This is a genomic window from Nonomuraea sp. NPDC050153 (assembly GCF_044460125.1).
In the GTDB taxonomy this organism is placed as follows: Bacteria; Actinomycetota; Actinomycetes; order Streptosporangiales; family Streptosporangiaceae; genus Nonomuraea.
The window spans coordinates 203,688-221,884 of sequence record NZ_JBITJQ010000011.1; the positions used below are offsets into that span (position 1 = coordinate 203,688).

General features: G+C 70.7%; 21 protein-coding genes. 6 read left to right on the forward strand and 15 right to left on the reverse strand.

Annotation, left to right across the window (positions count from 1 at the left end; translation table 11 throughout):
• Window positions 1-616 precede the first annotated feature (616 nt).
• The 6 genes from ACIBQ1_RS27250 to ACIBQ1_RS27275 all read right to left on the reverse strand — a co-directional run bounded on the left by ACIBQ1_RS27250 (window position 617) and on the right by ACIBQ1_RS27275 (window position 5,599).
• The gene (locus ACIBQ1_RS27250) at window positions 617-1,147 is read right to left on the reverse strand and encodes a hypothetical protein (RefSeq protein ID WP_397281818.1); all 531 of its coding nucleotides are present in this window, start codon (window positions 1,145-1,147) and stop codon (window positions 617-619) included.
• 148 nt (window positions 1,148-1,295) lie between these two features.
• Window positions 1,296-2,267, reverse strand: coding sequence for an NAD(P)-dependent alcohol dehydrogenase (locus ACIBQ1_RS27255; RefSeq protein ID WP_397281819.1), 972 nt, complete (start codon window positions 2,265-2,267; stop codon window positions 1,296-1,298).
• A gap of 1 nt (window position 2,268) precedes the next feature.
• On the reverse strand, window positions 2,269-2,499 hold the full coding sequence (locus tag ACIBQ1_RS27260; protein WP_397281821.1) for a helix-turn-helix transcriptional regulator: 231 nt from the start codon (window positions 2,497-2,499) through the stop codon (window positions 2,269-2,271).
• The gene (locus ACIBQ1_RS27265) at window positions 2,493-2,921 is read right to left on the reverse strand and encodes a hypothetical protein (RefSeq protein WP_397281822.1); all 429 of its coding nucleotides are present in this window, start codon (window positions 2,919-2,921) and stop codon (window positions 2,493-2,495) included. The genes ACIBQ1_RS27260 and ACIBQ1_RS27265 overlap by 7 nt, the downstream gene beginning before the upstream one ends.
• A gap of 42 nt (window positions 2,922-2,963) precedes the next feature.
• Window positions 2,964-3,302, reverse strand: a complete 339-nt coding sequence (locus ACIBQ1_RS27270; RefSeq protein ID WP_397281823.1) for a hypothetical protein — start codon at window positions 3,300-3,302, stop codon at window positions 2,964-2,966.
• The gene (locus ACIBQ1_RS27275; protein WP_397281824.1) at window positions 3,299-5,599 is read right to left on the reverse strand and encodes a rhamnogalacturonan lyase; all 2,301 of its coding nucleotides are present in this window, start codon (window positions 5,597-5,599) and stop codon (window positions 3,299-3,301) included. Before ACIBQ1_RS27275 ends, ACIBQ1_RS27270 begins: the two co-directional genes overlap by 4 nt.
• 502 nt (window positions 5,600-6,101) lie before the next feature.
• Here ACIBQ1_RS27275 and ACIBQ1_RS27280 point away from each other — a divergent pair.
• Window positions 6,102-6,797, forward strand: coding sequence for a hypothetical protein (locus ACIBQ1_RS27280; RefSeq protein WP_397281825.1), 696 nt, complete (start codon window positions 6,102-6,104; stop codon window positions 6,795-6,797).
• Window positions 6,798-6,808: 11 nt separating this feature from the next.
• Window positions 6,809-7,681, forward strand: a complete 873-nt coding sequence (locus ACIBQ1_RS27285) for a LysR family transcriptional regulator (protein ID WP_397281828.1) — start codon at window positions 6,809-6,811, stop codon at window positions 7,679-7,681.
• Between the two features lie 29 nt (window positions 7,682-7,710).
• Here ACIBQ1_RS27285 and ACIBQ1_RS27290 read toward each other — a convergent pair whose 3' ends face one another.
• The 5 genes from ACIBQ1_RS27290 to ACIBQ1_RS27310 form a co-directional block, all read right to left on the reverse strand.
• Window positions 7,711-8,613, reverse strand: coding sequence for a dihydrodipicolinate synthase family protein (locus ACIBQ1_RS27290; protein ID WP_397281830.1), 903 nt, complete (start codon window positions 8,611-8,613; stop codon window positions 7,711-7,713).
• Between the two features lie 20 nt (window positions 8,614-8,633).
• A complete protein-coding gene (locus ACIBQ1_RS27295; protein ID WP_397282005.1) occupies window positions 8,634-9,725 on the reverse strand; it encodes a winged helix DNA-binding domain-containing protein in 1,092 nt (363 codons plus the stop codon).
• Window positions 9,726-9,859: 134 nt separating this feature from the next.
• Window positions 9,860-11,026: a hypothetical protein gene (locus tag ACIBQ1_RS27300; RefSeq protein WP_397281832.1), complete on the reverse strand. Its 1,167-nt coding sequence runs from the start codon at window positions 11,024-11,026 to the stop codon at window positions 9,860-9,862.
• Entirely contained in the window at window positions 11,023-11,364 is a 342-nt protein-coding gene (locus ACIBQ1_RS27305; RefSeq protein WP_397281833.1) for a hypothetical protein, read from the reverse strand. The genes ACIBQ1_RS27300 and ACIBQ1_RS27305 overlap by 4 nt, the downstream gene beginning before the upstream one ends.
• Window positions 11,365-11,404: 40 nt before the next feature.
• The gene (locus ACIBQ1_RS27310; RefSeq protein ID WP_397281835.1) at window positions 11,405-11,782 is read right to left on the reverse strand and encodes a YbaB/EbfC family nucleoid-associated protein; all 378 of its coding nucleotides are present in this window, start codon (window positions 11,780-11,782) and stop codon (window positions 11,405-11,407) included.
• A 224-nt stretch (window positions 11,783-12,006) separates the two neighbouring features.
• On the opposite strand from ACIBQ1_RS27310, the gene ACIBQ1_RS27315 reads away from it, so the two are divergent.
• A complete protein-coding gene (locus ACIBQ1_RS27315) occupies window positions 12,007-12,258 on the forward strand; it encodes a hypothetical protein (RefSeq protein ID WP_397281837.1) in 252 nt (83 codons plus the stop codon).
• Between the two features lie 9 nt (window positions 12,259-12,267).
• Here the strand turns inward: ACIBQ1_RS27315 and ACIBQ1_RS27320 are convergent, their stop codons facing one another.
• Both ACIBQ1_RS27320 and ACIBQ1_RS27325 read right to left on the reverse strand, forming a co-directional pair.
• A complete protein-coding gene (locus ACIBQ1_RS27320) occupies window positions 12,268-12,534 on the reverse strand; it encodes an RICIN domain-containing protein (RefSeq protein ID WP_397282007.1) in 267 nt (88 codons plus the stop codon).
• A 67-nt stretch (window positions 12,535-12,601) separates the two neighbouring features.
• A complete protein-coding gene (locus ACIBQ1_RS27325) occupies window positions 12,602-14,464 on the reverse strand; it encodes a serine hydrolase domain-containing protein (RefSeq protein ID WP_397281838.1) in 1,863 nt (620 codons plus the stop codon).
• A gap of 168 nt (window positions 14,465-14,632) precedes the next feature.
• On the opposite strand from ACIBQ1_RS27325, the gene ACIBQ1_RS27330 reads away from it, so the two are divergent.
• On the forward strand, window positions 14,633-15,784 hold the full coding sequence (locus ACIBQ1_RS27330; RefSeq protein WP_397281840.1) for a sensor histidine kinase: 1,152 nt from the start codon (window positions 14,633-14,635) through the stop codon (window positions 15,782-15,784).
• Window positions 15,759-16,412, forward strand: a complete 654-nt coding sequence (locus ACIBQ1_RS27335; RefSeq protein ID WP_397281842.1) for a response regulator — start codon at window positions 15,759-15,761, stop codon at window positions 16,410-16,412. The genes ACIBQ1_RS27330 and ACIBQ1_RS27335 overlap by 26 nt, the downstream gene beginning before the upstream one ends.
• 308 nt (window positions 16,413-16,720) lie before the next feature.
• On the opposite strand, the gene ACIBQ1_RS27340 is transcribed toward ACIBQ1_RS27335, so the two are convergent.
• Both ACIBQ1_RS27340 and ACIBQ1_RS27345 read right to left on the reverse strand, forming a co-directional pair.
• Window positions 16,721-17,188 carry a hypothetical protein gene (locus tag ACIBQ1_RS27340; RefSeq protein ID WP_397281843.1) on the reverse strand — a complete coding sequence of 156 codons (468 nt, stop codon included), beginning with the start codon at window positions 17,186-17,188 and terminating at the stop codon, window positions 16,721-16,723.
• The gene (locus ACIBQ1_RS27345; RefSeq protein ID WP_397281845.1) at window positions 17,185-17,568 is read right to left on the reverse strand and encodes an ArsR/SmtB family transcription factor; all 384 of its coding nucleotides are present in this window, start codon (window positions 17,566-17,568) and stop codon (window positions 17,185-17,187) included. Before ACIBQ1_RS27345 ends, ACIBQ1_RS27340 begins: the two co-directional genes overlap by 4 nt.
• Window positions 17,569-17,652: 84 nt before the next feature.
• On the opposite strand from ACIBQ1_RS27345, the gene ACIBQ1_RS27350 reads away from it, so the two are divergent.
• Window positions 17,653-18,078, forward strand: a complete 426-nt coding sequence (locus ACIBQ1_RS27350; protein ID WP_397281846.1) for an ArsI/CadI family heavy metal resistance metalloenzyme — start codon at window positions 17,653-17,655, stop codon at window positions 18,076-18,078.
• The last annotated feature ends 119 nt before the right edge of the window (window positions 18,079-18,197 follow it).

Below are 18,197 nucleotides of genomic sequence, written 5' to 3' on the forward strand. Positions count from 1 at the left end.
CACGCTGGACCGCCTCCTGGATGCCCGGCTGCTCGAATCGGCGGGACCGGGCCGCTACCGGATGCACGACCTCGTCCGCCTCTACGCCCGCGAACAAGCCGACGACATCGTCCAGGAGAGCGATCGGGCGGCCGCCACCCGCCGCGCGTTGCACCACTACCTCGCCACAACCAGGACGGCCGGCCTCCGGCTGAGCCGGCCGCCGACGTTCAGCTCCTGGCTCTCCCCATGTGCCCTCCACGGGGGCCGGAACCTCCCAGGTCAGCGGTCGGGAGGTGCCGTTCGATCCAGAAGTGAGGGCCTACTGGCGCTGCCAGGTTGCGGGAAAGGCCCTGTTTCCATCAGAGGGGCACCGGGGTGCTCTCTGAGACGCCCTCCGCGCGCACCTGCCACCGGCCGTCCGGCAACCGGTCCGACGCCCGCCGCATCCGCGGCTCCTCCCAGTCCGGGAGGGCTGACGCGTCCGCTCACTTCGAACGACCTCGTGAGGCAGGTTTGCTGATCTCTCACATGCCTTCACGAGTATCCAGGGTTCCCGCAGTCCTTCAGGCATGTGAGAGACGTTCAGGGCTGCCGCTGGCCGGCAATACCGACCTGGTGTTCCCACGCCCGCCGATCACATGCCCCCCGAGGACGAGGCGCCGCCGGTCTTCGTGACCTTCTGTTCAATCCAGGGCCGCTTCTCCGAAATGCAGCGCTCGCCGGTGCCGGGGACGACGAGGCAGAACTTGCCCTGCCGCCAAGCGGTGTAGGAGGCCTTTCCAGCCCCGCCGGAGGTTTCCGTGGACTGGACGCCCTTGTAGTTCCACCCACTTGCGAGGCTGTCCGCCCACGCCTTCGATGACGCGGACGTGATCTTCTTGCCGTTGTAGCACCAGGTCACCTTCTGATGGAACTTGAACTGCGTCGACCCGAAGGCATTCTTCGCTGTTCTGGTGGTCTGGTACGTCTTGCACTTGATCGCCGGAACGCCCGTGCCCTTCGTATCCGGCATGGTCGTTTCCCTGGAAGAGATGACGTCCACTTCGGAGCTGGCGACGGCCGCGTCCTCTGGGATCTCATCAGCGGCAGCCGCGACTCCCCCCAGCAGAGCGCTGGTGCTGATCGTGACGGCGGCGAGGATGCCGAGCTGTTTTGCTCCGCGCATGGATTGGCCCCTATCTAGTGTGGTTTCTGAGATGAGAGAAACCTAGGGACGTGCGGTATAGCGGAGGTATGTCACCGGCATGGAAATTTCCCAGGGCCGGCGGGGCGCTTGTTGTGGAGTTGCCCCGGAGTCCGTTGCACGGTGAACGTCATTTGACGGTTATGACCATCTTCCCGCGCGCGTGGCCCTTCGCGAGCTCGCGGACGGCCTCGGGTGTCTCCCTCAACGGGAATGTCTTGCTCACAACCGGCGTGATCTTGCCCTGCTCCGCGAGCTTGGCCAGCGTCTCAAGCAGCTCCAGCTTGGGGAAGGCGAAGACGACCCTCGGCCGGTGGCGGACGAACGGGCCCAGCAGGACCGCACGGAGCAGCCGGTCCATTCCCGCCAGCCACCGGCCGCCCTCCTCCCCGCCGACGATGACGAACGTACCGCGCGGGGTGAGTGCCCGCCGCAGGTGTGACAGCGAGCGGTTGCTCGCCATGTCGATGATGAGGTCGTAGCGGCGCTTGCCGTCCGCGAAATCCTCGACCGTATAGTCCACGATGTCGTCCGCGCCGATCGACCGGACGAGCTCCACCTTGGACGTGCTGCACACGCCGGTGACTTCCGCGTCGAAGGCCTTGGCCAGCTGCACCGCGAACGTCCCCACGCCCCCGCCGGCGCCGATGACCAGCACCTGCTGCCCGGGACGCACCTTCCCCGCGTCACGCAGCGCCGTCAGCGCGGTCATCCCGGACGTCGGCAGCGCCGCTGCCTGCTCGAACGTGAGGTTCTCCGGGATCGGCACGAGCCTGTCCTGCGGCGTGCGCACGAACTCGGCGAAAGCGGCGTCGCACGTGCCGAACACGCGGTCGCCGGGCTTGAACCTGGTGACGTCGGCGCCGACCGCCTCGACCTCCCCCGCGATGTCGTTGCCGATCAGGGGATTCCTGGGCTTGCGGAAGCCGATGGCGGGGCGCATGAGGTACGGCACCCCCTCCAAGAGATGCCAGACGCCCATGTCGACGCCGGCCGCGTGGACGCGTAACAACACGTCGTCATCGCCGGGCACCGGCTTGTCCACCTCTCCCAGCCGCAGGACGTCGGCCGGGCCGTACGCGTCCCGAATGATGGCTTTCACGTCACTTCTCCTGTTCACCGTGTGGATACTGGAACACGTCGTCGAGCGGCACGCCGAACACGTGCGCGACCTGAAAGGCCATCTCGAGGGACGGCGAGTAGCGGCCCTGCTCGATGGCGATGATGGTCTGCCTGGTCACCCCGACCCGGTCGGCCAGCTCCGCCTGCGTCATCTCGCCGTGCGCGAACCGCAGCGCGCGGATCGAGTTCGTGACCTTCGTGGACTTCACCATGACGGCAGCCCCCGCCGGTAGGCGACGATCTTGACGATCGAGCTGAGCACGGCCTGCAGGACGAACGCCAGGTAGAGCGTGTTGGCGATCCAGAAGTGGTCCAGCTCGGCCATCGCCATCAGGAGCGCCGCGATGGCGCCGGCGACGAGGAACGACTGGCCGGCGTACTCGCCGTACCGGTAGATCTCCCGGTCGCGCTGGTCCTTCTTACCGGCGTCGCCGGGCGCGAACATGCTGACCACGATCACCAGCAGGATCGACCCCACGATCGCGCCGCCGACACTCCATAACAGCGGAGCCACGTACGGCACGTCGGTGAGGGGGATGGTGCGCGCCCGGCTCAGGATGACCGCGAGGTACGCCCCATAGCCGCAGACCGAGACCACCAGCATGACCCACGCGCTTCTCTCTTCGGATGCCATGCATCGAATGTAAAGCAGCGCAGACTTCATGTCTAGAATCTTTTACATAGCGCGCTGTCGGGCTCGCGGGGCGGTGACACGGATGAACGCATCGGCGAAGGCCCGCGTGGTGAGGTCGGCGACGGCGTCCAGCTCGTCGAAGGCGCCGGTGTTGATCTCGCCGGCCTGCGCGCAGACGATCGCCGGGCCCTCTCCGAGCAGCTCACGCAGCCGGGCCACGTCCATGCGCGCCCAGGAGTCGGACGGTACGACGGTCAGCGACGCCCGCCCGACGCCCAGGAAACGCAGGGCCCGATCCACGCTCACATGTCGCCGCTCACCCACCAGCACGCGTACCGGCGGCGCCCCGGCCAGGCCCGGCCGGGGGCCGAGCGGCGTCACCGCGGACGGGGCAGGGGGACGCGGGACCAGTCGATGTCCGAGCCGAAGTAGAAGCTCGGGTACGCCGGCTGGTTGTAGCCCGTCTGCTGCCTGGCCACCTCCACCCGGTACTGCGGGTCGTGCATGAGGGTGTAGAGCTTGCGCCCGGTCACCTCGGTGCTGAGGTAGATCCGCAGCGCGCCGCTGTCGGCCGTACGGACCAGCAGCTCCTCCCGCCAGTCGCCGAACACGTCCGCGACCAGCCCGGGGTTGCCCTTCGTCCAGTTGTTGGCCAGCGTGCCCTCGGCGGTCAGCAGCGTGCCGCGCTTCCAGTCGTCGATCGTCGGCGTCTGCAGGACCGTGGTGGCGGTGCCGTTGACGAGCTGGGTCGTCATGTCGGCCGCCCAGCGGATGCTCATGTTCGTGCTGGGCGTGGAGCGGCCCAGGTAGTCGCCGCGCGCCGACCACAGTCCGGCCTCGATCGCCTGGTTCGGCGGCATCGAGGACCAGGTCTCCACGCCGCGGACCGCCGGGTCGATGTCGCCGACCATGCCGCGGCCGGTGTCGACGCCGCTGTAGCCGCCGTGGATCACCTCGCCGGTGGCCGCGTCGCGCAGCGCCCATCCGTACGGGGCGTACGGGCCCCCCTCGTGCACCGTCCAGATCTCCAGGCCGGGACGATCGGGGTCGAAGTCACCGACGTGCATGGCGTCGCCGTGACCGAGCCGGACGTTCTGCCCCGGCACGTTGCTCTGCGGCGGCGCCGTCGCGAACGAGGAGTACAGCAGATCGCCGTCGTCGTCGATAGTCGCCGAGCCGTAGACGATCTCCTGACGGCCGTCGGCGTCCACGTCGGCCACGCTCATCGAGTGGAAGCCCTGCGTGGTCAGGTCGGCATATTTCGGGTTGCTGCCCGGGACGCCGTGCGGCGCGCCGTTGAACGGGTTGGACATCGGCACGTGGCCGCTGTCGACGTACCAGACCTCCTTCAGCCGCCGGCCGTCCCAGTCGTAGGCCACGAGCGTGGTGCGGGTGTAGTAGCCGCGGGCGAAGATCGCCGAAGGGCGGCGGCCGTCGAGGTAGGCGACCGACGACAGGAACCGGTCCACCCGGTTGCCCGGCTCGATCCTGGCCATCGCGTAGTCGCCCCACAGCAGCCCGTCGTCGCCGCGTCCCGGCTTGTACGGGATCGTCTGCAGCTCCCGGCCGGAGCCGCCGTCGAACACCGTCAGGTATTCAGGACCGGTGATGACGAATCCGGCGAACTCCCGCAGCCGGTTGTTGCCGCTGCGCTTGGGCGCGTAGACGTCGACGAAGTACGTGGCGAGCTCGACGGCGTCCTCATGGGAGAGCGGATACCGGTTGGTCGGCTCGATGCCGAAGGCCTCCTCCAGGGTCTTGGGCCAGCGCCCGGCGACCACCTCGGGATGCTCCTGCCATTTCGCGAAAGTCTCGATGAGATAGTCGAAATAGTCCGCGGCGCTCTTGCGATAGTCGTCGCGGTGCGAATATCCGGCTTTGACGTCCTGGCGCGGCATGGTGACGTAATGCTCGGAGGCGACCCGGCCGTCCGCCCCGTAGCGGATGGCCTTCGTGCCGGGGGCGGTCTTCAGCATCATCTCCGAACGGCCGTCGCCGTCGAGGTCGTAGACCAGGAACTGGGTGTAGTGGGCGCCGGAGCGGATGTTCACGCCCAGGTCGAGCCGCCAGCGCAGGGTGCCGTCGAGCTCGTAGGTGTCGATGTAGGTGCTGCCGGTGTAGCCGCGCTGGGAGACGTCCTTGGAGTTGGAGGGGTCCCATTTGACGACGTACTCGTACTGGCCGTCGCCGTCCACGTCGCCGACGCTCACGTCGTTGGCCGCGTACGTGTACGCCTCCCCGGCCGGGGTGACGCCGTCGGCCGGCTTCTTCAACGGCAGGTCGTAAAACGATTTATCCCAAGGCGTGGCCGCGGAGCTGTGGCGGCCCTCCCTGCCCTTGACGATCGGGGCCACGCGGTACTCGGAGCCCGCCGTCGCGCCGCGGTCGAGGTAGTTGGTGCTGTCGGTGACGGTCGCGATGGGGCGGCCGTCCCTGTAGACCTTGAAGTCGGCGCCCGTCATGCCGGTCGCGCCGTGCCCGGTCACCTCGCTGCCGAGCAGACGCCAGCTCAGGTACACCCCGTCGCCGGTCGTGGCCGCGACCAGCCCGCGGTCGAGGCGTTCGAGCCGGATCCGGCCGTACGGCTCCGCGGCGGCGGGTAACGCCGCCAGCGGCAGGGCGAGGAGCGCTGCCAGGGCGGTGGTGAGGGCGCGGCGGAAGCCGCCGGGGGGTCTCATCGTCTCGGCCTCCGCCGTATTAAATCGATATAAACACGGGGAGGTTATGGGCACGCTGTCAGGTCTGTCAAGGGTGGGTTTCCGCCCTGTTTCCTGGCAATCCGCGGCGTGAATCGCCTTTGGTGTGATTGATATGCGACGCATATGGGTGGCGGCGGTTTTCTGCCTGTCCACGGACGCCGGTTCAACCGATCCTCAACAGATCCGCAACCACGGCCCCGTACGGTGCGGGCATGGCCGGCTTCGGTGTCGTCGAAATCGTCATCCAACTCCTCATCTCCATGGCGGTGCTCTGGGTCGTCATCTACACCGCCGTACGGGCGGCGATCCGCCACAGCAAGTGACGCCCGGCCGGGTGTCCGCGGCGCCCGCCGGGGCGCCCGGCCGCGAGTCAGAACGGCGAAACAGCACGTCGGTGCCCAGGTGGACATGAGCGATCGCTCATGGCGTACGCGTGGTCCGGCATTGGCGTTCAGGGCAGGGCTCTCGCATAGTGAGGGCCATGGACCGATCTCTGCGCGTCGCGGTCATCGGCGACCGCGACCCCGCGTTTCCCCCGCACGTGGCCACCGACGACGCGCTGCGCCACGCCGCCGCGCACCTCGGCATCGGGGTGGACGTGCGCTGGCTGGCCACCGAACCGCTCGAATCCGACCTGGCCGAGGTCAAGGCCGCCGACGTGTTGTGGTGCGCGCCCGGCAGCCCGTACCGGAGCCTGCGCGGCGCCCTCGCCGCGCTGCGGCACGGCCGCGAGCACGGCGTGCCCACCCTGGGGACGTGCGGCGGCTGCCAGCACATGATCATCGAGTACGCCCGCCACGTGCTCGGCCATGCCGACGCCCAGCACGCCGAGTACGACCCGTACGCCTCCACCCTGTTCGTGTCGGAGCTGACCTGCTCCCTGGCGGGCAGGACCATGCCTGTCACCCTGGTCCCCGGCTCCCGGGTGGCCGCGCTGTACGGGCGGGCCGAGGTCGAGGAGCAGTACTACTGCAACTTCGGCCTCGACCCTCGCCGGCAGGGGACCCTGCACGACGGCGGCTTCGCGGTCACCGGCGCGGACGGCGACGGCGAGGCCCGGGTGCTGGAGATCCCCGGCCACCCCTACTACGTGGCGACGCTGTTCGTGCCGCAGGCCCGCTCGCGTCCCGGCGCCCCGCACCCCCTGGTCGTCGGCCTGCTGCGGGCGGCGCTGTGACGTTCACCCAGTTGAGGATCCTGCAGGCGGTGGCCCGGACCGGCAACATGACCCGGGCCGCCGAGGAACTGGCCACCACCCAGTCCGCCGTCAGCCACGCGCTGCGCGCCCTGGAGAGCGAGCTCGGGGTCGCGCTGCTGGTGCGGGGCAACCACGGGGTGAGCCTGACGGCGGCCGGGCGTGCCGTGTGCCGCCGCGCCACGCTCATCCTCACCCAGGTGGAAGCGCTGGAGCAGGAGGTGGCCGCGGCCCGGAAACACGATCGCGGCACCCTGCGCGTCGGGGTCATCCCCAGCGCCAACGTCCGGCTGCTGCCGCCGATCCTGCGGCGGTTCGGGGAGGCCTGTCCGCAGGTGCGGCTCACGGTGATGGAGGGCTCGGACGACGAGGTACTGGAATGGCTCGAAACGGGGGCGGCGGACATCGCGACCGTGTCAGCCGGGGCCGCCGCGATCCCCGCCGACGCCGTGGCGCGGCCGTTCGCCGCCGACCGCATGCTGGCCGTCCTGCCCAGCGGCCACGAGCTGGGCGTCCGCGACTCGGTGCCGGTGGCCGAACTGTCCCGGCACCCGTTCATCATGTCCACGGGCGGCTGCGAGCCGCTGATCACGGCGCTCGCGCGGGCGGCGGGGGCGATCCTGAAATGCCACTACCGCGTGCGCGACACCAACAGCATCCTGGCCATGGTCGCCGAAGGGCTCGGGGTGAGCATCGTCCCCGAACTGTCGCTGCCCGCCCACCGCCCGGGCGTGCACGCGATCCCGCTGGACCCGGCCGCCGAACGCACCATCCTCCTCGCCCTGCCCGCCGACCCCCTCCCCACGGCCACCGCCTTCGCCGAACTGGCCGTCGCCCTCACACCCCGTCCCGGCCTCGTCGGCTGAGCCGGAGGCCCGCCCGCCTTCTTTGAGTCCTACGGGAACAGCTCGGGCAGGTCGCGACGGGCCGCGGGGCGCAGGGCCGCGGCGTGGGCGGCGTCGACGGAGCGGTACGGCCAGCGCACTCGGGTGCCGATGTCGGCCCACCCTCCGACGTGCGCCAGGAACTTGTCCAGCGCGGGATTCGCGTATCCCTGCCTGACCAGCGGCTCCACGTGCGCCGCGAAGAACGCGGCGATGCGCCGTTCGACGTCGAGCGCCGCGTCGGGGTCGGCCCCCATGAGCCGCTGCCAGGCCATTGCGCCCCGGGGACTGAACGCCGCGATGTTGGAGTACGACCCCTTCGCCCCCTGCCGCGCCCCGCCGGCGTACTGATGGCCGGCCACGAACACCGCGAGCTCCGACTCCCCGACCGCCTCCCACGAGGCCACCTTCACCCCGATCAACGCCGGCACCCCGGCGGCGAGCGCGGCGAAGTCGCCGGGCCCGAGGCGGGTCTTGGCATGCGGTGGGTTGTACAGCACGAGCGGGACCGGAGCGGCCACCTCGGCGACCCGTTCGACGAACCCCAGCACCTCGTCGCGCGACATCGGCACCCAGTCGGGCAGGGTCACCTGGATGGCCGCCGGTTCCAGCCCACGGGCCAGCCCGACCCGGCGCAGCGTCGTGGCGGCGCTCATGTGACTCGCGCCGATCTGGTACGGCAGGCCGCCGCTGCGCCCCGCGAGCACCTCGTTGACCCGCACGTACTCCTCGTCGGTGAGCTCGTGGAACTCACCGGCCGTGCCGTGGGCGTAGAGGCCGTCGAGGCCGGCCCCGGCCAGCACGTCCATCTCGTCGGCGAGGCGGGCGAAGTCGATCGAGTCGTCGTCTCGTAACGGCAGCAGGACGGTGCCCCACGTGCCACGGAGCGTACTTCGCCCGAGGGAGGACGGCATCCCAGGAGTTTACACAGACCTCAGTCGTCGATCCGCACCCCGTGGCTGTCCTGGTCGGAGAGGAACGCCGCCAGCTCCCGCCCCTGCTCGGCAACCTCGTCCCGGTCGGCCCGGGACAGCCGGCCCAGCGGGGTGACGGCCACCGTGCCGGCCTCGACTGTCCAGGTCGCGGCCACCCGGCCGTCGACCAGGACCACCCGGGCGCCGGCGACCGACAGGCCGCGGTGGGCGTCGTCGATGATCCGGCCGCGGTCGTGGTAGCCGAGGATCGCGTTGTCGAAGGCGGGCAGGAACCGTACCGGCGCGGGCGTGTCGGCGTGGGGGCGCGGCGCGTCGGGCAGGTCCAGCAGCTCCCGGCCGCGCTCGTCGCGGAAGGAGACGAGCTCGTGGCGTACGGCGGCCACCGCGCCCGGGAGCCCGGCCAGGCCGCACCAGGCGCGCAGGTCGGCCGAGGCCGCCGGGCCGTAGGCGGCCAGGTAGCGCCGCACCAGCGCCTCGCCGACCGGGTCCGAGCCGTTCGGGGCGGGCGGGTCGATCTCGCGCCCGAGCCAGGAGGACAGCGGCACGTTGCTTACGCCCGCCTTCGTCCGCCACAACCCGCGCGGCGGCAGCTGCACCATCGGGATGAGGGCGGCGACCAGCATCTCGCCCAGCACACGCGGCCCCGGCGCCGGCCAGCGGCCGGCGACCGCCCGCCCGATCTCCGACATCGAGCGCGGCTCCCCGTCGGCCATCACTTCCCGGCCCGCCGCCAGCAGCTCGTCGAGGTCCACCCCGTCGAGCTCGCGGCGGTAGACCCCGAGCATCCGCTGGCGCAGCATGGCGTCGTGGCGGGCGCGCCAGGCCAGCGCGTCCTCCGCGGTGAGGAGATGGACGGTACGGCGCATGAGGATGGTCCGCACCACGCGCCGCTCGGTCAGCAGGTCCGAGAGGGCCGCCGGCTCGAACGCGCGCAGCCGCGACCAGAGCCCCACGAACGGCTCCTGCGGCTCCTGCGCCTGCAGGCCGCACAGATGCGCGACGGCGTCCCGCACCGGTAAGCCGGCGCGATCGAGCAGCAACTGCCGCGCCAGCGTCGCGCGGTTGAGTGCCCGGGTGTCGAGTACGGTCATTGGATCATGCCGTACGGACATGATGTGCTCCTTCGCCGGTCGTCAGCTTCGCTTGCGGATCATCCTCTCAAGGGAAGCGGACAGGATGTGGCCGCTTCTCCGAGCACTAACGAGGTCGGCGAGGAGTCATGGGGTCACGGGTTCCAGTCGAGGGGGCCGTCGTTGAACAGTCCTTCGACCTTTCTGTAAGGCCATTCGAGGATCGCCGCCCCCAGACCGTTCTGGTTCAGGTACTCGGTTCCGCGTTCGTAGCTGCCCGAGCCGTAGTTCTCGTAGGCGTTGTCGTTGTCCTTGAGGTACCTCTCGCGGGCCGCCTCCTCGTGGCCGAGTTGACTGCCCATGCGGTACGCGGCCTCGTTGGCCGCCTGTTCCTCCTTCTCCCGGGCGTTGTTCCAGGCGTCGTAGTTGTCTCCCTCCGGTTGCGTGTCCCACCTGTCCTTGGCGACCGTGACCTGACGGACGAACTCTCCCGCGAGGCCCTCGGGGCTGGCGGTGTCGGATCCGCCGATACGGATGACATTGAGCTGCGGGTCGTAGCTGGACCACGCCATGTTGCGGTCGCTCTGATACAGGGTGGTGATCCCGTGTTCCCTGGCGTAGGCGAGCGCCGCCCGGCCCTCGGGGGTCTGCTCCAGCACGCGCTCGGCGTCCCGGCGCGCTTGCGGGTTGTCGTCGAAGGGGTCGAGGGCGAGCGCGCCGGCCGTCACGAAGAGCGTCTGCAGCGCCGTACCGCTCGCGAGCAGCAGCGTGCCCGGCCTGGCCAGCAGGAAGTCCAGCAGCGCGCTCAGCAGCGCCTTCGCGGTCCGGATGGGATGGACCGCGCTGGTGGCGATGTTCTTCTTCACCTGGCCCCGGGCGGCCCTGAGCTCCTTGCGCGTCGCCGCGACGCGCAGCCTGCTGAGCAGCGCGCCCAGCCCCGGGTTCAGGGTGAAGGCGCGGATGAGGTTGAGCAGCAACACGATGAGGGCGATGACGACGAGCCATTTCCAGATGGTCTTGAGCACCACGTGGACGGTCGTCGCGGCGCCCGCTATGAGGCCGGCCAGGGCCCCGTCGTTCATCCGCGGCTCTTCGAAGGTGTACGAGTCTTCGAAGACGTCGACGTCGGAGCCGACGTTGCCGGCCACCCGAACGCCGGCGACGGCCGACCCCGCCTGCGACTGGGTGCCCTGGTTGGCAGCGGCGAGATCCATCAGCCCGCCGGCCCCGTCGAGGCGGGTCATCTCGTCGCGGGGCCAGTGGGCCTCGTCCGCGACCAGGCTGTGCACCCACCGGAGCGAGGGGGGCAGTTCCCAGGTCACAGCTCCTCCATGGCGGTGCTCAGGTGGCGGGCGGACTCCACGTCGGCGTGCTCGGCCTTCGCGTAGTTCCGCTCGGACAGACCGACCTTGTCCGCGCGTTCGCGCAGGAGTCTGGCCGTGGCGGCGTACGCGTCCCGCGCCAGACCGGGCAGCTCGGCGAACTCGGCGTCGAACTGTTCGCTGAGGTCATCCGGGTCGCCGGTGCTCCCCGCGTTGCGGGCCCGGGCGAGAGAGGCGTGGAGGGCGCGTTCGAGACCGTCGGCGGCCTCCGACAGCCGGTCGGCCGAGGCCAGCCGGGTGCCGTAGACGACCTGGGTCTCCCTGTCGGTGTCGCTCATCTTCGAACTTTCACATCGTCTGCTTCGGTGGGCCTGACGTTCACGACCTGGGCTGCATCAGCCGATCGAGCCGCGCGGTCAGCTCGTTCGCGACGACGAGGATCTCGTCCATCCGGGCGTGGGCGTCGGACTTGACGTCCTGGAGCAGGGCGGTCAGCTCGGGGGTCTCCTGGCGCAGTGCCTCGGGGACGGCCTGCGTGGCCCGCTCCTGCGCGGCCTCGCGCGCCCGCCCGAACGCGTCCCTGATCGCGGCCCCCAGCTCGCGCGAGGAAAGGCGCATCGCCCTCGGATCGATCTCCAGTCCGACCAGGTCGCTCGTACCGTCGACCTCCACCTCGACCAGGCCGTTCGCCGCTACCGCCGTCTCTCGCAGGGCGGCGAACTGGTCGAGGAAATCGGGCTGATCCGGGGCTGCCATGCGCATCTCTCCTACTTGTTAACGCCATTTCCGGTCATTTACGGCCAGGAATGATCCAAGCAGAAGCCGCAGAAGGGCCCTGTGCATGATCAAGAAGATTCACGGGCAGTTCACCATCCGTTCTGCCGTGGCTACCCTCCGCGTCCTCGGCGCCCCCTGCTTGGCGGAATCTTCGGGGAGATCACGTAATCCTTGACGGGGCCGCTGAGCGGGATGGAGATGGGGTGAGACCGGCGATCTTCGTGGGCAATGCTGATGACCGGGGACCCGGGGATCGGCAAGAGCCGGTTGCCGGCGGCGGTCGCCGAGCCGGCGCGGGAGCGGGGCTGCCCGTGATGGTGGGGCGGGCCACCGAGTTCGAGCGCGGCGCGCCGGCCGTGCGGCGCGCGGTGCACATGGAGCGCGCGATCGTGATCGGCGACGTAAACGGGGCCGAGCTGCTGGCCGCCGCTCACGAGAGGCGAAGCGAGACGTAACCCCGGGAGTCACCGGCCCCGGAGCCGCCAGGTCTGGTTGGGCGGACCGGCCTGGCCCGCCGGGTTGCAGGTCCACTGGTGGACAGGGGCCCTGGGTGCGGTCGAGATGGTGCTGACGTCGACGCACTTGCCGCTGTGGCGGGCGATGAGCTGGTGGTCCCGGGGACTGTTGCCCGCGTAGGTGAGAGCAGCACGGCCAGGAGCCGGGCGGCGAACGCGCGGTGCATATGAAGGCTGGTCTGGCGGAAGGTCGGCCGACGTGCTGAGCGAATCGATTCGATCGGATCGTGGATCTCCTCACGGAGACGTGTCAATGGAGTGACGTCGGGTCGCCCGCCCGGCATCAGCCGAACTGCCAGCCGAGCAGGTTCCAGTGCAGGCAGAACCAGATCAGGGCCAGCATTCCGGCCAGCAGGGCCACCTGGTGACCGCGGGCCAGGACGCCGACGTGCCGGTGTCTCCAGCCGATCACGGTGGTGGTGATCGCGGCGATGGTGAGGATGAGGAACAGCGGGGGAAGGAGCAGCAGAAGCCGGAGGGACGTCGGCACGCCGTACAGGATGCTCGTGTCGCCGGTCAGGGTCAGCGCGAACAGGACGATGAACACCAGCCCGACGGCGCCGGCCAGGCCGGCGAGGAGGCGGCCGGCGCGCCAGGCGCGCGGCGTTCTGGAGGGACGTTCGCGCAGCCGCCGGACCGCGGCGGCCGGCGGCAGGCCGAGCACGGCCGTCAGAGCGGTGACGGCGAACGCCAGGACGACGATGACGTTGGCCGGAGGGGTGTCCCACCAGGGGATGAGTTCGTAGGCGGGCCCGTCGGTGGCCGCGTACGTGACGCCGGCGCCGCTCGTGACGAACGCCAGTCGCTGGGAGCCGCCGTCCTGCTGATAGAGCCCCGGGGCCAGCGGGCTCCAGGTCATGCCCTTGAAGGCGAGTCTCCCGCCGCCCTCGACCCGCAGCCGGAAGGAGTTGGTGAGGGTGAGCACCTTCTCGATGGTCGACTCGACGGTGCGGGCCGGCTTGTAGAAGCCCGCCACGGGCGTGGCCGCCTTGGCGGGAGGGGCGGAGGGCGCGGCGCGCTCGCCGGGAAGGAAACGGTCGAAGAAGGCGGGCAGGAGCTCGGTGACGGCATCGATGCCGCCGATGCTGTTGGTGGAGACGAACAGGCCGATATCGGCGTCGGGCACCAGCAGCAGCACGCTCTGGAAGCCTTCCCAGCTGCCGTCGTGCATGATCACGCGATGCCCGTTGACGGTCTGCTCCTTGAATCCGTGGGCGTACCCGTCGATGCGGGGGTCGGCGGCGAAGGAGCGCTGGTGCATGAGACGGGCGGTGGGCTCGTCGAGGATCTGCCCGTTCCGCAGATGGGCGATCATGAAGCGGGCCATGTCGTTCGCGGTGGCGCTGATCGATCCGTCGGGCGGCAGGTTGTCGAAGACGAAGGGCTTGCGCTGGTACGTCCCCTCCTCGTAGTCATAGCTGCGTGCCTGGCCGGCGGCCAGGGGAGTGGGGACCGGCTCGGAGGCCGTGCTGTGCCGCATGCCGAGCGGGTCCAGGACGCGGTCCTTCACGTACTGGTCGTAGGGCTGTCCGCTCACCTGCGACACGATGTAGCCGGCCAGCGCCGCGCCGTAGTTCGAATAGGCCGACACCTCTCCGGGCGGGCGCACCCGCGCCGGCACGTTCTCGGCGAGATACGTGCCCAGCGGCAGCACGTCGGCCTTGCTGCGCGCGCCTGTGCCGATGGTCCGGTCCTCGAACCCGGCGGTGTGGCTCATCAGGTGCGCCAGCGTGATCGGCCGGGGGTACGTCGCGGGGATGCGGAACGTGGTGAGGTAGCGGTTCACGTCCGCGTCCAGGTCCAGCCGGCCCTGCTGCACCTGCTGCATCACCGCGGTCCAGGTGAACAGCTTGGTGATCGAGGCGATCCGCACCAACGAGGCGCCGGGGTCGAACGGCGTCCCGTTCTCGCGGTCGGCCAGGCCGTACCCCTTGCTGAAGAGGGTCTTACCGGCGCCCACCACCGAAACCACCGCGCCCGGCACGTGGTTGGCCTCCAGTCCTCTCGCCATCGCGGTGTCGAAGAAGTCCGTCAGCTCGCGGGTGTCCGGAACGCGCGCCGAGGCCGCCGCCGTGGTGGGGAAGCAGAGGGCCGCGAGCGACAGCGCGGCGATGAGCAGCAGGCGTGGAAGGGGGACTGGCCGCATGGCGTGACTCCTGACGTTGTCGGGGTCATCAACGTTCGCGCCTGCGAGGGCGCGGCCACATCGCCATCACGGCCATCGCCGCATCACACTAAAGTCGGAGATTTTCGGACGGCCGGCACCGACGCTCGTAGGAGGTGACGCGCCGCCGCCCTGGCCTACGCTGGGCCGATGGTGACGTACCGGAAGGCGTTGCGGCGGGTCCTCACCCCGGGCCCGCACGCGATCAGCGCGGCCTCCGTGACGGTCTGCCTGTTCCTGACCGTCCTGGCGGTCAAGACGCCGTGGGCGCCGCTGCCCCGCGTGGTCATCGCGGCGGCCGGGCTGGTCGCCACGGGTGCCGTGTGGTTCCGCGATCGGTGGCCGACCGCGGTCGCCGCCATCGGGGCGGGCGCGTACGCGCTGTCGGGCAACCCCGGGCCGCTGCTGATCGGCCTGTTCTCCGGCGCGGGAGCGCGGCCGGGCTCGCGGTTCGCGGCGCTGGCGGCGATCGGCGTGACGGGATTCCTGGCGCAGCAGTGGGTCGACAGCGGCAGGTTCGGCACGGACGCGCTGGTCCCCGCGACGGTCGCCACCGCCGCCGTGCTGGTGACGGGCGGGTACGTCGCCACCCGCCGCGAGCTCACCAGATCACTGCGGGAACGCGCGGAGCGCGCCGAGGCCGAACAGCACCTGCGCGACGAACAGGCCAAGGCCGCCGAACGCGGCCGGATCGCCCGGGAGATGCACGACGTGCTCGCGCACAAGGTCACCCTCATCTCGCTGCACGCCGGCGGCCTGGAGGTCAACCCCGGCGCGGAACCGGCCCGGATCGAGCGGGAGGCGGCGCTGATCCGGGGCACCGCGCAGGAGGCCCTCGAAGAGCTGCGGAAGATCGTGGGCGTGTTGCGGGCCGGACACGACGACGGCTTTCCCGACCTGCGGCGGTTGGTGGAGTCCTGGGCGTCGGCCGGCAACACCGTCACGCTGCGCGGCGACCTCGACCCGTTGCCGGTGGCCACGGCCCGGGCCGCCTATCGGCTCGTGCAGGAAGGGCTGACCAACGCGCACAGGCACGCCGCCGGAGCACCCGTCACCGTCTCGGTGACCGGGAGCCCGGAGGACGGCGTCACGATCACGGTCACCAACGAGCGATCACTCCGCCCCGCCGCGCGCCCTCCCGGCGCCCGGGCCGGTCTCGTGGGCCTGGCGGAACGTTTCCGGCTGATCGGCGGATCGGTTCGCAGCGCGCCCGACGATGCGGGAGGCTGGCGTCTGGAGGGCCGGTTGCCGTGGGACGCGTCCGCGAGGGACACACATGATCAGGACACTGCTGGTGGATGACGAGTCGCTGATCCGCGCCGGGCTGCGGTTCATCCTCGAATCCGCACCCGACGTGGAGGTCGTGGGGGAGGCCGCGGACGGGGACGAGGCGGTCGACGCCGTTCACCGCCTGGGGCCGGACGTCATCCTCATGGACATCAGGATGCCGCGGACCGACGGCCTGGCCGCCACCGAGGCCATCCGCCGGCTCGTCCGTGCGCCCGCGGTCGTGATCCTCACCACGTTCGACAGCGACGAGCACGTCTTCACCGCGCTGGAGGCCGGGGCCTGCGGATTCCTGCTCAAGGACACCTCGCCGCACGACCTGATCCGTGCCGTCCGCATCGCGCACGGCGGTGACTCGATGCTGTCCCCGCAGGTGACGCGGCGGCTGATCCACCGGGTCACCACCGACGCGCCCATCCGGCGCCGCCGTGACGCGCTCGCCCGGCTGGAGACCCTCACCGGCCGCGAGCGTGAAGTGCTCACCGAGGTGGGGCTCGGCCGCTCCAACACCGAGATCGCGGCCGGCCTGCACATGAGCGAGGCAACGGTCAAAAGCCATATCTCCCACCTGTTCGACAAGCTCGCCGTCACCAACCGAGTGCAGGTGGCCATCGTCGCCTACCGCGCCGGCCTGGTGGACTGAGCCTTTCCGCGGACCACAGGCCGGCTGGTGCTTGAGATCCCGGCCAAGGCGCCGTCCTCCCCATGCTCCGCCGCTCCGGAGCGAGGGGGAACGGTTCCCGGGCCGTTCGGGTGGACCAAGGCCACCGGCTCACGCCGGCGCGATCGACCGGGCGCGCGGGCCGGACGGCACTCGGGTCACCGTCGAGCAGCCTTACCCGGGGACCTCGCTCCGGACGCCGCCGTGACCGTGCGGGCCAGGTGGGCGAGGAAGGTCGCGGCCACCTCGGAGCGGCCGGCGTCGCGCACCCGCACCCGAACGACGTTTCCCTAGCGAGGCAGGTCGGTGACGGCCGCCTGGCGTACGGGGCCAGGGACGGGAGCCCTGGCGTTCGGATAGAGGGCGGCCAGCAGCAGGGCGCCGAGCGCGGCCCCGACCAGTTGGGCGGCGATGAAACCGGGCATCGAAGCGGGCGCGATCCCCGCGAAGGTGTCGGTGACGGCCCGGCCGGCCGTGACGGCGGGGTTGGCGAAGGACGTCGAAGAGGTGAACCAGTAGGCGGCGCCGATGTAGCCCCCGACCCCGACCGGCGCCAGCGCGGCGCGGCCCTGCCGGGTCAAGGCGAAGATCACCACGATGAGCCCGGCCAGGCCGGCGGCGGTGGCCAGGCTGTTGGCCAGGAGTTGCACGCCGACGTCGCGCGACAGGCCGGTCGCCATGATGCCCGAGCCGACCACCACGGCGACCAGCGCCGCGGTGCCGGCGAACTCGGCCAGCCCCCGGCGGGCCAGGTTCACCGGGCGTCCGCGGTGAGCGTCTCGGGCAGGGCGAGCACGCCGGTCAGGCGCTTGAGCGTGGCCGGGATGATCCAGTAGTAGACCCAGGTGCCGCGCCGTTCGCTGTCGATCAGGCCGGCCTCGCGCAGCACCTTGAGATGGTGGGAGATCGTCGGCGCGGTCACCGCGAACGCGCCGGTCAGCTCGCACACGCACACCCCCGTGCCGGTGACGCGGCCGCCCTCGTGCGCGCCGATCAGCGACAGCAGCCGCACCCGGATCGGGTCGCCCAGAGCCTTGAACACCCGCGCCAGCTCGGCCGCCTCGTCCTCCGCGACCGGCTCGGCGACCAGTGGCGTGCAGCACTCGGAGGTGAGCAGCGGCAACTCCTGCTTCGACATACCTCTAATTTGACAGATTTCTAAGCAGAGGCGCAAACTCGAGCTGATTAGACATTCGTCGAAACAGTGAGATGGGAGACCGGCATGTCACGCGTTCAGCTCGCCCTTCGCGTCGCCGACCTGGAGAGCTCGATCACCTTCTACTCCAAGCTGTTCGGCGTCGAACCGGCCAAGCGCCGCCCCGGCTATGCCAACTTCGCCATCGCCGAGCCCCCGCTCAAGCTGGTGCTCATCGAAGGGGAGGCGGACGAGGCGACCCGCATGGACCACCTCGGCGTCGAGGTCGAGGACACCGCCCAGGTCAACGCCGCCGCCCGGCGGCTCAAGGACGCCGGGCTGGCCACGTTCGAGGAGAACGACACCTCCTGCTGCTACGCCCTGCAGGACAAGGTCTGGGTCACCGGCCCGGGCGCCGAGCCGTGGGAGGTGTACGTGGTCAAGGCCGACGCCGACACCCTGACCAGGCAGACCGGGTCGGCCTGCTGCACCACGGCCGAGCAGGCGGCCTAGGAACCGGCCCCGGTCGAGAGCGGAGCCGGGCAGCCCCGGGCGTCGACCTGCTGCTGAGGAGGCCCGCCCGCCGGAGCCGTGCCCGCGTGGGGGACGGCAGGCCGGCCATCGGTCGCGCG

What these genes read in the sequence shown, in the direction of transcription:
- ACIBQ1_RS27250 (WP_397281818.1), bottom strand. Translation starts at nt 1,147, where the DNA reads ATGCGCGGAGCAAAACAGCTCGGCATCCTCGCCGCCGTCACGATCAGC.
- ACIBQ1_RS27260 (WP_397281821.1), bottom strand. Translation starts at nt 2,499, where the DNA reads ATGGTGAAGTCCACGAAGGTCACGAACTCGATCCGCGCGCTGCGGTTC.
- ACIBQ1_RS27265 (WP_397281822.1), bottom strand. Translation starts at nt 2,921, where the DNA reads ATGGCATCCGAAGAGAGAAGCGCGTGGGTCATGCTGGTGGTCTCGGTC.
- ACIBQ1_RS27275 (WP_397281824.1), bottom strand. Translation starts at nt 5,599, where the DNA reads ATGAGACCCCCCGGCGGCTTCCGCCGCGCCCTCACCACCGCCCTGGCA.
- ACIBQ1_RS27280 (WP_397281825.1), top strand. Translation starts at nt 6,102, where the DNA reads ATGGACCGATCTCTGCGCGTCGCGGTCATCGGCGACCGCGACCCCGCG.
- ACIBQ1_RS27290 (WP_397281830.1), bottom strand. Translation starts at nt 8,613, where the DNA reads ATGCCGTCCTCCCTCGGGCGAAGTACGCTCCGTGGCACGTGGGGCACC.
- ACIBQ1_RS27295 (WP_397282005.1), bottom strand. Translation starts at nt 9,725, where the DNA reads ATGACCGTACTCGACACCCGGGCACTCAACCGCGCGACGCTGGCGCGG.
- ACIBQ1_RS27305 (WP_397281833.1), bottom strand. Translation starts at nt 11,364, where the DNA reads ATGAGCGACACCGACAGGGAGACCCAGGTCGTCTACGGCACCCGGCTG.
- ACIBQ1_RS27310 (WP_397281835.1), bottom strand. Translation starts at nt 11,782, where the DNA reads ATGGCAGCCCCGGATCAGCCCGATTTCCTCGACCAGTTCGCCGCCCTG.
- ACIBQ1_RS27325 (WP_397281838.1), bottom strand. Translation starts at nt 14,464, where the DNA reads ATGCGGCCAGTCCCCCTTCCACGCCTGCTGCTCATCGCCGCGCTGTCG.
- ACIBQ1_RS27330 (WP_397281840.1), top strand. Translation starts at nt 14,633, where the DNA reads ATGGTGACGTACCGGAAGGCGTTGCGGCGGGTCCTCACCCCGGGCCCG.
- ACIBQ1_RS27335 (WP_397281842.1), top strand. Translation starts at nt 15,759, where the DNA reads ATGATCAGGACACTGCTGGTGGATGACGAGTCGCTGATCCGCGCCGGG.
- ACIBQ1_RS27345 (WP_397281845.1), bottom strand. Translation starts at nt 17,568, where the DNA reads ATGTCGAAGCAGGAGTTGCCGCTGCTCACCTCCGAGTGCTGCACGCCA.
- ACIBQ1_RS27350 (WP_397281846.1), top strand. Translation starts at nt 17,653, where the DNA reads ATGTCACGCGTTCAGCTCGCCCTTCGCGTCGCCGACCTGGAGAGCTCG.